Consider the following 13,294-nt stretch of genomic DNA (forward strand, 5'->3'; position numbering starts at 1 on the left):
TCTCTTTTTTGACTTCGACAATGGAAACGCCTTAGCGATAGGTGCTAATTGTGTCTAATGACACAATTAGCATGTTACCTCCCTTTTATTTCTGTCTTTTCACTTTTTTGGTGCAAAAATGCGCCAAACAATAGCAATGTTGCATTGACAATACAGCAGACTGATATGCCCATGCGTCTGCAAGATGCAAAGTCAGTAAGGAAATGCACCATCCGTTAACATGGGCATCACCGTTGTTAACTATAAAAATAGATAACAATTGGAACTTATATTGCTTAAAATAGTTTTAATATCAATACGGAAAATGACTAGGTAGATACATGGACTCCATTTTAATCATTATTTTTATATCACTCGCCATTGCCAGTGTGCTAAATATTGTACTGAAAAAGTTTTCAGTCTCACATATTATTGGCTATATCATCACAGGTACAATCATCAGTAATATTTTTGATTTTAATGGCAGCGATGATCTCAACGCATTAGAGCTTATTGGTGAGTTTGGCATTGTATTTCTTATGTTCACCATCGGTTTAGAAATGTCATTTTCTAAATTACAAAAAATGAAGGAGGTTATTTTCTTTAATGGTTTTATACAGGTCACTTTAAGTGCTGTTGTTATCTATATTATCGCATCGTATATTTTTCTTCTCAATACAACCGCTTGCATTATCATCTCGCTGGCATTTAGCCTCTCATCGACGGCTATCGTTTTAACCTATTTAAAAAAATCAAAAGATGTCGTCACCCCCTATGGGGTAAAATCCGTGGCTATATTAATCTTTCAAGATTTAGCCGTTATCCCTATATTGTTACTCATCAGCTTTTTAGCCAATACCGAGTTGTCTTTAAGCGATGTACTAATAAAAACCTTTTTATCCGCTACCCTTGTTATTATATTCATGTTTACTCTCGGTAAAAAAATCATTTCATGGTTACTGCATTTCTCCAGTAATGCGCAACTAGAAGAGTTATTTTTAGCATCCGTATTGGCCATCGTTGTTGGCGCATCACTGTTAGCGCATGCGATGGGCTTTACATACTCATTAGGCGCATTTATTGCTGGGATGATCATTGCAGAGAGCACATTTCACGTAAAAGTAGAGTCCGATATAGCCTCCTATAAAGATCTTTTACTCGGGGCATTTTTCTTTTCCATTGGCACTAAAATCGATGTGCTCTATTTTATTAGCAATTTATATCTTGTCTTTGCTGTGCTGCTGTTTGCTATGTTTATTAAGGCTATTATTGTCTACTTCTTGATTAGAAGAAAATCGAGTAAAAGTGATGCCTTAAAATCAGCCCTTGCCCTCTGTCAAATTGGTGAGTTTTCCTTTGCTATTTTTTCATTAGCGAGTAGTTACCACCTTTTATCACCTGAACTCGCTAGTTTTTTGATACTCGTGACCGTGTTATCGATGCTAATAACCCCTTTTATCGTAAATAATATTTATAAATTAGCCGCCCTCTTTGTCACTGAATTCTTCGAATCCGATAAAATAACCCCCATTAGTATTGAAAATCATACGGTGATTTGTGGCTTTGCAACCCTTGGACAAATGACAGCGGATCAATTACAAAAAGAAGAAATTAATTTTTTAATTATATCCGATAACTTACAGCATGTTTTAAAAGCAAGGACTTGCGGTTATCGTGCCTATTTTGGTCACTTAGATAAGTTGCCTGTATTAGAATCCTTACGAATCGAACAATCTGCAAATATCATTCTCACGATGAATACAATACGTACTAAAAAAATAATTTGTCAGGCCGTATTGAATTATTACCCAGATGCAAATTTGATTGTAAAGGTAAATACTGATGAGGAAGTCAGTGAATTTTCAGAATTTAACATTAAATCTTTTGTCAATGCGCAGCATGAGACGGCACGACTCTTAGTAGGTGAGGCAAAACTCGCTAGAGGTCTGTAAAAGGGAGTGACTCAAGGTTTAACGCTTCCATTGTTATTATCTGTAAATGAGACAAACGTTCCGCTATTTTAACTATCGCTGCTTGGTTAAAGTTATCCAATAACAGATTATAATGCGCTGTTTTTTCTTGTGACTCTTCCTGCGCTTTTAATAAGGCGGCTGCAAACAGGTAATCCATGGCATGTAACGGCTGTTTATGGTCAGGGACGGTGGTAAATAGTTGAGCATAATTGACAGGTAATCCACAATGCTTAAACAACAAAGGTAACAACCTTGTGTTGAGCAGATCTGCACGCTTGCTCATTTCCTCTTCACGGTGAGAAAAGCCACATTGATACTGTAAACTAAAATCGCTAAGCACAGCTAAACGCCCCGTATGTTGTAAAATACCCAGTAATAAAATATCTGAAATATCTATTTTTTTGACGTTGGCACTGCCGCTTAAACGATGCTGGGTATAGAGTTGCGTCGCTTGTTGGGATAAATCCCAAGCAAGCCGCCAATTTTCTTGTAACAAAGCGGCGATATCAGGCGATACAAATTGCTGCTCATGAAGATTTTTAAGTACAAATGTGAGTGCATATTGACTAACGCTATGCATTCCGATGCGTTGTATAACCGAGAGCAGGTTTATACTCGCCGCTTTGCCCGTACTATACAGGGCTGAATTCCCTAATTTAAGTATATAGGTAGCAAATGCAGGCTCCTTAGCAACCGCTAATTCAACATCATAGATAGATGAATCAAGGCGATGGCATAAACGCCGCAGCGCCATTAAATTTTCAGGAATAGGTAGTAAGCTATTTTCGATATTATCTGATAAAAGTTGCTTATTAATCCTATCAATTTGCTGTGAATACATATCTACCTTAGTACACTTTATAAAATAAAAAGTATAGCGGTAGCTATTTAGAATCGAAATATAAAAATCAGCAAATAGAGAGATGCGTTGTGATAATAATACCAATTAGCGAAAATTGTGGATCTATTTTACAGTTAGATAAAACTATTTATTAACCATAAAAAAACCTGATAAACAGCAACGATTATCAGGTTATTTTTAGATAGATGAGAGCATTTTGTTAAACGGCGAAGACTGGCTCAATATATTGAACAGGTGATTCACTCACTGGCTCTTCAAATGTCACCATTTCCCAAGCTTCTTGATCTTCTAACATTGCGCATAATAATTGATTATTCAATGCATGCCCTGTTTTATAAGCCTTCAAGTGACCTAAGATGGTGTAACCAGAAAGATAGAGATCACCAATGGCATCTAACACTTTATGTTTCACAAACTCATCTTCGTAGCGTAAGCCTTCTGGATTTAAAACCCGGAACTCATCCAAGCCAATGGCATTATCTAAGCTTGCACCAAGCGCTAAGTTATTAGCTTGTAGCTGCTCAACACCCTTCATGAATCCAAAGGTTCTTGCGCGACTAATCTCTTTTACAAAGAGATCACCAGAAAAATCCATCTCTATATGTTGATTTTGACCTTCGAATACGGGGTGATCAAAATCAATTTTAAAGTCTAAACTAAAGCCTGATGCTGATGGCTGTAATTCGGCCCATTTACCCTCTTTTTCATCTTCAACACGAACTGTTTTTTTAATACGAATAAATTTCTTTGCCGCATTAAGTTCTTCAATACCCGCCGACTGTAATAAAAAGATAAATGGACTAGCACTACCATCCATAATCGGAATTTCAGGTGCATCGACATCAATAATAATATTATCAATACCTAATCCGGCTAACGCAGCAGAGAGATGCTCAACCGTAGAAATTTTTTCACCCTGCTCATTCACTAAACAAGTACACAAAAGCGTTTCTTGAACGGCTCTAGCATGCGCTTTAAATGTTACAACAGGATTTAAATCGATACGACGATAAACAATGCCTGTATTAGCAGGCGCAGGATGTAACTCTATCGTCACTTTATTTCCTGAGTGCAAACCAATACCTGTTGATTTAACACTTTTCTTTAATGTTCTTTGTTTAATCATCTTAGCCCCTATCTATCGCATATTTCGATTTTTGCGGAGTATATCAGTTTGAGATATATATCACAAATATCAAATCGACCTATTAATCGGCTTGTTTACGTAAAAACGCAGGAATATCTAAATAGTTACTCTCTGGTTTTTCCTTAGACAATGAATCTTCGACCTGTTCTGATGATTCATCTGCTGTGGCTTTTTCTTCTACCGCATTCACTGCAACAGGAGTCTCTGCCGATGCCACTGGGTTTTTCACCACACTAAGGTCTGATTTACGCTCCCCAAGACCCGTCACAATCACGGTTACATGCAGTTCAGCGGTATCAAGTTTTGGATCAACAGATACACCGATGATAATTTGTGAGTCTTCTGAGGCGAACTCACGTATTGCATCACCAACCGTTTCATATTCATCCCAAGTGAAGTCCATACCAGCCACAATATGAACAAGCACTCCACGTGCATTAGATAAGTCAACGTCTTCAAGAAGCGGACAAGAGATAGCAAGTTCAACAGCTTCTTCCGCGCGTGCTTCACCTTTTGCAACACCAATTCCCATTACCGCATTGGTACCAGCTTCTGTCATTACGGTTCTGACATCAGCAAAGTCAATGTTAATGGTACTTTCTTCGTTATTAATTATGGCAGAAAAACCAGATACTGCATCATACAACACACCATTTGCAGCTTCTAATGCACCAAGGAAGGTAACACCTTTAGGTAATGACTTTTGTAATTTATCATTTGGGATGATTAATAAAGAGTCAATATGCTCCGATAATCTGGCAATCCCCTGACTCGCATAATTAATGCGTTTTTTACCTTCAAAAAATGAAGGCTTAGAGACAACACCAATAGTTAAAGCACCAAGTTCACTAGCCACTTCCGCGACAACAGGTGAAGCACCGTTCCCGTTCCTCCCCCCATACCTGCCGCAATAAACACTACATCTGCGCCAGCTAAAATATTACGAATATTTTCTTTATCTTCTAATGCTGATTTATACCCAACTTCAGGGTTAGCGCCCGCACCTAACCCGTGCGTAATCGAGGCACCAAGCTGCAAACGTACCGTGGCTTTAGATGAACGTAATGCTTGAGCATCAGTATTCATTGCAATGAACTCAGCTCCCGTTAGCCCTTTATCAATCATATGATTAATCGCATTACCACCACCGCCACCGACGCCGACGACTTTAATGACTGCCTGTTGTGTATGCTCTTCGTCAACTATTTCAAACATTTGCTCTTTTTCCACTTTATTTAATTGTTCAGACATTATGTGTCTCCACCTTGGTGAGATATATCATACCAACTAATATTCTTTTTTTATCCAACTTTTTATTCTATTAAAAAATACTATCAATGGATTTTCTATGATTGTTTCATGATTCACTGAAAATCCCTCATTTTTATAACGTAACAGTCCCACCGCAGTAGAGTATGCAGCAGTATCAACAAATTCGGCTAAACCTTGAATATTCTGCGGTTTACCAATGCGAACCTGTATATTATCAAAAACTTTTTCAGCAACTTCAACTAAGCCCGGGATTTGTGCAGCACCTCCCGTTAACACTATTCCAGCGGCTAATTGCTGCTTCAACCCTTCACTGACAAATTTTCGATCTAACTTATAGATCTCTTTTTTCACCATCGTTAGTAATTCACTATAGCGCGGCTCGATCACGTTGATTAATGTCTTTCGGGGTAAACGACGCATATCTCGACCACCGACACTCGGCAACTCAATCATCTCATCATCATCTATTTGATCTAAATTCAAACTGCCATGTTTAACCTTGATCTCCTCCGCAGAACTGGGCGGAGCACTAAAAGCAATGGCAATATCATTCGTCACCGAATTTCCTGCGTAATCAAGTACTAAACTGTATTTTAGCGCCCCTGCAACATAAATGGAGATATCCATGGTACCGCTCCCCATATCAACAACGCAGACACCTAACTCTTTTTCATCTTCACTTAAAATTGAACAGCTTGAAGCGACACCTGAAAAGGTAAGCTGATTAATAACCAAGCCACATCGTTCTACGGCTTTTTCTAAATTTTTCACTAAATCGTTATGACAAGTTATTAAATGAACGTCTGCTTTTAATTTTACTCCCGATAGCCCCAATGGGTTTTTAATATGCCCCTGAGAGTCGATAGAAAACTCCTGTGGTATCACATCTAAAAGACGTTGGTCATCACGAATTTTCACAGAGCGAGCGTTGTGTAAAACACTCTCCACATCATATGTGCTGACTTCATGATCCTCAATTGCCCATGTTCCTGATTCATTTAATGATTCAATATGAGAGCCAGACACATTTAGGTTAACCGATGAAACTGAGCAGTCTGCCATTTTCTCTGCACGTTCCAGAGCCGTTTTAATCGCCTCTACGACAGAATTCAAATCAATAACTAAGCCTTTATCCACTCCTTTCGAAGTAGACTCGCCAATACCAACAATATTAATGGTGTTATCGGCAAGCTCTTCACCGATAAGCAGTACGATTTTGCTGCTACCAATATCTAATCCAACTGTGTAACTCGTTTCCATGCTCACGTTTTACCATCTGTTTTTTAGTGAAAAGCAGTTAAATTCTGCAATTTTGATTAATCTCATTTTAACTTATTTTTCCAACCGATTGCGAAACCAGTATCATAACGCAAATCAATATAATCGATTGTTGTTATATCATATTCTTTTTCAAGTAAAGGATACACACTTAAGAAACGTTGAATACGATCAAGTTGTTGCTCCTGACCTAAACGTAATGCGATTCCATTATCTAACGTAACGTCACTTGAATGACGTTTATCACTTGTTAAAGAGGCTATTTTAAATTTATTCACCTTCAGTAAGCGATTAATTTTCATATAATCAGTTAATATATCACCCGCAAACTGATCTTCGCCGTAAAGTGTCGCTAATTTATCATCCGTGGTATCGGGTGAAACCGTAATTATCTCACCAAAACGATTTAATAGCGTTTTATCATTCCATATTGCAACAATTGATTGCTCAACAATATGAATTTTTAATGTATCCGGCCAACGTTTACGAATCGAGGCAGAATAAACCCATGGCAGATTTTCTATTTCCTGCTGTATTTCTGCAATTTCTAATGTAAAAAAATTCAATCTGTTTTGCTGTGCAATAAGAATTTTACGTACATCATTTACGGCAATGTGCTTAATATTACCCGTTAAAATCAATGAGCTCAATGGCATCGATTGCTGATCAGTTAACCAAGCACTTACTCTAAAATAACCATACTGAAGGAAATAAATTAAAGTAATAAAAAACAGTAAACTAACTAATTTACCAAATTTCACCTGCTTTAATTTATCCCACATAATAATTATAATGTTTGCTTCAATATTTCTAAAACAAGTTCGTCGAACTCAAGACCAGCTTGCTTTGCTGCTTTGGGTACTAAACTTGTTTCAGTCATACCAGGTACGGTATTTACTTCAAGGAGATACCAATTTCCTTGCGTATCCAACATAAAATCTACCCGTCCCCAACCACTGCAACCAATCGCAGCAAATGCGCTAACGGCAAGGTCATTTAATTGCGCTAATTTTTGCGGGTCTAATCCACAGGGACAAAAATACTGGGTATCCGTAGATTGGTATTTAGCTTGATAATCATAGAATATGTTGGCTGTTTGCATGCGAATTGCAGGTAAAGCTTGACCATTTAATATAGTTACCGTGTATTCTTGCCCAGTAATCCACGTTTCTAATAGCACTTTATTATCAAATGTAAACGCTTGCGTTAGTGCCGCAAGTAATTCATTAACATTTGTAGCTTTTGCCATGCCAATACTGGAACCTTCATTAACAGGTTTAACCATGACAGTTCCCGATAACTTGGCAAGTATATCCTCTGCGTGTTCAGGGTTAAAGTGATCTTTGACAATTAGTTGATAATGAGCAGTGGGCAATTGCGAACTTTGCCAAATTTGTTTACTTTTAGATTTATCCATTGCAATCGCAGAACTAAGCACATCGCTTCCCGTAAAAGGAATTTGCAGCGTGGTTAAAAATCCTTGGATGCAGCCATCTTCACCGCCTCTACCATGCAAAGCGATAAAGACACGATCAATCCCCGTTTTTAATTGCGTAATATCATCATGTTTAGGATCCACGCCAATGGCATCAACCCCCTGACGTAATAAGGCATCGAGTACTGCACGACCAGAGCGCAACGAAACCTCACGCTCGGCACTATTTCCCCCTAATAAAACAGCAACTTTACCAAAATCAACACTCATTATTCATTTCCTACTTGTTGCATTTTTTGTATGTCTAATTGTAATTCTGCAAGTAATTTTACTACACCACCAATATTACCGGCACCTTGTGTTAAGACAATGTCACCATCACCAATTATTTGTGCCAACATCATCGGTAGCGCTTCAGGGGTCGGGACAAAAATGGGCTCTTTACCACTACTAAGGCGAATTGTTCGGCATAATGAACGGCTGTCAGCGCCCGGTATAGGCGCTTCTCCGGCAGCGTAAACATCTAGTAAAAAGAGCTGATCAACCTGTGCTAATACCTGCGAAAAATCTTCATAAAGATCCCGTGTACGGGTATAGCGATGAGGTTGATATGCCATTAATAGCCGTTTTTCTGGCCAAGCTTCTTTAATGGCGTTAATGGTGGCAAGTACCTCCGTTGGATGGTGCCCATAATCGTCAATAAGCATCGCTTTACCACGTCCGGTTTCAAATTCACCATACTGCTCAAAACGACGCCCAATACCTTGAAACTCATTAAGTGCATTGAGAATATCACTATCATCGATATTATCTTCCATGGCAACGGCAATCGCCGCCGCTGCATTTAAAGCATTATGTTTGCCGGGTAAATTAAGTTGAATGGTTAATGCTTCCCTATTCACTCGATGTACAACAAACTCACTGCGTGTCACTGTCTGTTTAAAATCAGAGATTCTTACATCGGCCTGCTCATGAAAACCATAGGTGATACATTGCCGCGCAAAGCGAGGTATTAATGACTCTATCACTTTATCATCTAGGCAAACAACGGCTGTGCCGTAAAAAGGTAAGTTTTGTATAAATTGCACAAAAGTATCTTTTAATACTTCAAAATTCCCCTGATACGTATCCATATGATCAGCTTCAATATTGGTGATCACTGATACCATTGGTTGTAAATGTAAGAATGATGCATCACTTTCATCGGCTTCAGCTATCAAATAGCGGCTTTGGCCTAACTTTGCGTTGGTGCCTGCGCTATTGAGTAATCCTCCAATAACAAAAGTAGGATCTAAATTCGCTTGTCCATAAATACTCGCAATTAAGCTTGTCGTGGTTGTTTTACCATGTGTCCCAGCGATGGCAACACCATGTCGATAGCGCATTAATTCAGCTAACATTTCAGCGCGACGCACAACGGGAATACGCGCCTGTTGAGCCGCCAACAACTCGGCATTGTCGGCAGCGATAGCCGTAGATACGACCACTACCGATGCGCCATAGATATTTTCCTGCTTATGGCCGATAAAAATATCAGCGCCGATAGCACGCAGACGCTTAACAACCGCATTCTCAGCAATATCCGATCCGGTAATATGGTAACCTTCATAGGCAAGTACTTCGGCGATCCCGCCCATACCGGCACCACCCACTCCGATAAAATGAATCTGTTTAACGCGACGCATTTCAGGAATAATGGTACGTATTTGTGCGAGTTCAATTTTTGTCATAATAAATCACTAATCTTTTTTTGTTAATGTAATAAGTTGATTACAGATAGTCGCAACGCGCTCGGTCGCATCTGTAATGGCTGCTTTTCTGCAATTATTAGACATCACTTTAAGCAACTCTCTATTCTCGCTGAATTTACGCAAATAATCACTCAATAAATCGTCATTGAGTTCTTTTTGAGGTATCAACACAGCTGCTTGTAAATCAACTAATTGTTGTGCATTTTTAGTTTGGTGGTCATCTACGGCATAGGGTAGTGGAACAAAAATAGCGGGTAAACCAACCACCGCAATTTCAGCAACCGTTAACGCCCCTGCACGGCAAATAATTAAATCGGCCCAACTGTATACTTCATCCATGTCCGTAATAAACGCACGTACGTCAGAGGCTGAGTTGTATTCTTGATAAGCTTGTTTCACGCTCTGATAGTGCATCTTGCCCGTTTGATGAATAATCGTTATTTGTGATTCACTAAAATGGCGAGCAACTTTCGGTAATAACTCATTTAATGCCTTGGCGCCTAAGCTACCACCAACAATCAGTACCTTTAACGGCATTGCTTTATCTGATATTTTTTTTGCTGGCAGATTAATCAATTTTTCACGGACAGGATTGCCTACTAATTGCGCATTCGCCGCTTTAATATCACTCGCAAAACCCAGCAACACTTTTTTAGCAAAATGAGATAATATTTTATTTGTTAGCCCCATGGCGGCATTTTGTTCATGTAAAACAACGGGAATTCCCATACTCCATGCGGCTATCCCCCCCGGACCACTAGCAAAGCCGCCCATACCTAAGACCAATTTTATATTACGTTGTTTTAAAACCTGACGCGCCTGTCTAATCGATTTAATGATTTTAAAGGGAGCGAGTAGCATACGCTTTAAACCATTCCCTCGGACACCTGCAATATCAATAAAATCAATGGGGTAACCATACTCAGGCACCAGTTGAGCTTCCATACGGTCAGCCGTGCCAAGCCAGTATACATGCCAACCTTGTTGTTGTAGTTTGTCTGCGACTGCCAACCCAGGAAACACATGACCGCCAGTCCCTCCTGCCATGACTAAAAGTGACTTATTATTCATCAATTTCTTCTTTTATTGTTGCTTTGTTGCGTTGTTTTTTATTACTCATGCGCACCTGTGAAGAGGCTTGCCGCGTCTCAAAGTCAATCCGTAACAGTAGTCCAACCCCAATCGCAATCGTGACCAAACTAGAGCCCCCGTAGCTAACCAAAGGTAATGTTAATCCCTTAGTTGGGGCGATGCCCGATGCAGCACCAACATTAACAGCGGTTTGAAATGCAAACCAGATAGCAATGCCAATGGCAACATAGCCAGAAAAGATATTCGAGATCAATAGGGCTTTTTTACCAATAGAAAAGGCTTTGTAAACTAAAACAAACTCCAACAGGATAACAATTGTAACACCAACGAACCCCAACTCTTCAGCGAGTATAGCCATAATAAAATCGGTATGTGCTTCCGGTAAATATTCCAGCTTTTGTACTGAATTACCCAATCCCTGACCAAACCAACCGCCACGCCCAAAAGCCATTAAAGATTGTGTTAATTGATAGCTGCGACCAAAGGGATCTGCCCAAGGATCTAAAAAACCAAATACGCGCGCCATTCGATAGGGAGAAGTGACAATCAGCATTACAATAACGGCTAATAAAGAGACGGCAATACCAATAAAGGAGATCAATTTAGCATCAGCAATGAATAGCATTCCCATCATAACGACTACGATCACCACGGTGAACCAAGGTCTGGTTGCAACAACAAAAGAAGCGCAAAAACACTTAACAACACTAAAGGCTTAACAAATCCCTTGATGGTATCAACAACCTCAGCTTGACGACGAACAAGGTAACTCGCTAGAAAAAGAATAATAGATAACTTAGCAAATTCAGAAGGCTGTATATTTAATGGGCCAACTCTCAACCAGCGATGTGCGCCATTTACTTCCGTACCGACAAAGATAACGGCCAGTAAACCTAACAACGCCCCCATTAAAAATAAATTTTGTTTTTCATACCATTTGTGCATCGGAATAGAAACAACAACGGCGAGTATCACGAAACAGACCATGATATATAAGAACTGACGCTTAAGAAAGCGAAAGGGATCATCATCAATGGCAATCCCCTCATGAATTGAAGCCGATGCCACAATAACCATACCAATTGACATTAAAATTAAGACAATAATAAGCAGTGGCTTATCATAAGCTTGTTGCTTAGGATCAATGGCAAATAGTTTATAAAACCAGGTCATCCTTGTGCTTCCATGGCGCTCACCAACGCCTTAAAATGATCCCCTCTAGCCATGAAATTACGATACATATCAAGACTGGCACAGGCTGGACTTAAAATAACTAAATCACCACGGTCACTGTTTGCTGCAATTAATTGCACGGCTTCATCTAAGTTGTTGACACGCTGAGCACGCCCACTGACAGCCATAATTTGCTCTGCATCTTTACCAAAACAGACTATTAACCCTTCCACTTCCTGTAGCACTGCAGTTAGCTCGCTAAAATCAGCCCCCTTTCCTTCGCCGCCTAAAATAACATGAACCTTACCTGCAATGGTCGCAGATAGCCCCATCAAGGCCGCCTGTGTAGCACCTACATTGGTCGCTTTCGAGTCATTTATCCAACGTACACCATTAATATCAGCAATAAATTCACAACGATGCCTTAATCCGGAATAGTTTTTTAGTGTCGTTAACATCGCCTTTTTACTGATGCCAACCGCTTCCCCTAATGCAAAGGCGGCGAGTGCGTTCAACCAGTTATGTTTACCACTTAACTTCAGCTGTTGTACGGCAAAAAATGGCGCGCCTTGGTGAGCTAAGCAGATATTGCCCTGTTCATCCTTTACTATGCCGTAGTCTCGCTCATCGAAACCAAAGCTATTTTGGGGTTGTGCTTCGTTTACTGGTAAAGTTAAAAGGTCATCTCGGTTATAGAGTGCCTTTTTGCTTTGCGTATAAATAAATTGTTTGGTTTGCGCGTAATGTTGAAAAGAGTCATATCTATCTAAATGATCTTCACTAATGTTTAAAATAGTCGCAACATCAGCAAGTAATGAATGGGTTGTTTCCAATTGAAAGCTAGATAACTCAAGAATATATAAGTCAATATTTGGCGCAAGCAGTTGTAATGCAGGAATGCCAATATTACCACCAACGGCAACATTAATATTGTCTTGCTTTGCCATTTCGCCAAGTAGCGTTGTTACGGTACTTTTTCCATTAGAGCCGGTGATTGTAACAAGCTTTGCATGTTGATATGGTTGCGTTTGTAGCTGCCTCGCAAATAATTCTATATCGCCGATGACTTCAACACCCTGTTCAATGGCAAACTGTATTGCAGGTAAGCTAAGTGGCAAGCCAGGGCTCACCACAAGCAGTGGGAATTTTGCTAATTCCGTTCCAGTTAAAGGGCCAAGGAGAAGAGTAACGTCACCATTTAGCTTATCGACCTCAGGTGGGCAATCACGGGTATCAAATACGGTGACCCGGTATCCTTGTGCATGCAAAAAATCGACACAAGATACCCCCGTTACCCCTAATCCAATCACTCCAACCTGTTGTTTATCCATA

Annotated in this window: 9 protein-coding genes and 2 pseudogenes; 1 reads left to right on the forward strand and 10 read right to left on the reverse strand. The window is 39.6% G+C overall.

Annotated elements, in window-relative coordinates; all coding sequences use genetic code 11:
- Positions 1–320: 320 nt before the first annotated feature.
- The gene (locus tag AB2N10_RS07010; RefSeq protein ID WP_369434547.1) at positions 321–1,931 is read left to right on the forward strand and encodes a cation:proton antiporter; all 1,611 of its coding nucleotides are present in this window, start codon (positions 321–323) and stop codon (positions 1,929–1,931) included.
- On the opposite strand, the gene AB2N10_RS07015 is transcribed toward AB2N10_RS07010, so the two are convergent.
- The 10 genes and pseudogenes from AB2N10_RS07015 to murD all read right to left on the reverse strand — a co-directional run bounded on the left by AB2N10_RS07015 (position 1,918) and on the right by murD (position 13,293).
- Positions 1,918–2,793 carry an HDOD domain-containing protein gene (locus tag AB2N10_RS07015; protein ID WP_369434548.1) on the reverse strand — a complete coding sequence of 292 codons (876 nt, stop codon included), beginning with the start codon at positions 2,791–2,793 and terminating at the stop codon, positions 1,918–1,920. The genes AB2N10_RS07010 and AB2N10_RS07015 overlap by 14 nt on opposite strands.
- 220 nt (positions 2,794–3,013) lie before the next feature.
- On the reverse strand, positions 3,014–3,940 hold the full coding sequence (gene lpxC, locus AB2N10_RS07020; RefSeq protein WP_354623707.1) for a UDP-3-O-acyl-N-acetylglucosamine deacetylase: 927 nt from the start codon (positions 3,938–3,940) through the stop codon (positions 3,014–3,016).
- An 82-nt stretch (positions 3,941–4,022) separates the two neighbouring features.
- A pseudogene (ftsZ, locus tag AB2N10_RS07025) lies at positions 4,023–5,176 on the reverse strand (cell division protein FtsZ).
- Positions 5,177–5,248: 72 nt separating this feature from the next.
- Positions 5,249–6,493, reverse strand: coding sequence for a cell division protein FtsA (ftsA, locus tag AB2N10_RS07030; RefSeq protein ID WP_369434549.1), 1,245 nt, complete (start codon positions 6,491–6,493; stop codon positions 5,249–5,251).
- Positions 6,494–6,555: 62 nt separating this feature from the next.
- A complete protein-coding gene (locus AB2N10_RS07035) occupies positions 6,556–7,272 on the reverse strand; it encodes a cell division protein FtsQ/DivIB (RefSeq protein ID WP_369434550.1) in 717 nt (238 codons plus the stop codon).
- 26 nt (positions 7,273–7,298) lie between these two features.
- The gene (locus tag AB2N10_RS07040; RefSeq protein WP_369434551.1) at positions 7,299–8,216 is read right to left on the reverse strand and encodes a D-alanine--D-alanine ligase; all 918 of its coding nucleotides are present in this window, start codon (positions 8,214–8,216) and stop codon (positions 7,299–7,301) included.
- Positions 8,216–9,676, reverse strand: a complete 1,461-nt coding sequence (murC, locus tag AB2N10_RS07045; RefSeq protein ID WP_369434552.1) for a UDP-N-acetylmuramate--L-alanine ligase — start codon at positions 9,674–9,676, stop codon at positions 8,216–8,218. The genes AB2N10_RS07040 and murC overlap by 1 nt, the downstream gene beginning before the upstream one ends.
- A gap of 9 nt (positions 9,677–9,685) precedes the next feature.
- Positions 9,686–10,768: an undecaprenyldiphospho-muramoylpentapeptide beta-N-acetylglucosaminyltransferase gene (gene murG, locus AB2N10_RS07050; protein ID WP_369434553.1), complete on the reverse strand. Its 1,083-nt coding sequence runs from the start codon at positions 10,766–10,768 to the stop codon at positions 9,686–9,688.
- Positions 10,761–11,962, reverse strand: a pseudogene (ftsW, locus tag AB2N10_RS07055) (putative lipid II flippase FtsW). The gene murG and the pseudogene ftsW overlap by 8 nt, the downstream one beginning before the upstream one ends.
- The gene (gene murD, locus AB2N10_RS07060) at positions 11,959–13,293 is read right to left on the reverse strand and encodes a UDP-N-acetylmuramoyl-L-alanine--D-glutamate ligase (RefSeq protein WP_369434554.1); all 1,335 of its coding nucleotides are present in this window, start codon (positions 13,291–13,293) and stop codon (positions 11,959–11,961) included. Before murD ends, ftsW begins: the two are co-directional and overlap by 4 nt.
- Between the last annotated feature and the right edge of the window lies 1 nt (position 13,294).

The sequence above is a fragment of the Psychromonas sp. MME1 genome, assembly GCF_041080865.1.
Taxonomy (GTDB): domain Bacteria; phylum Pseudomonadota; class Gammaproteobacteria; order Enterobacterales; family Psychromonadaceae; genus Psychromonas.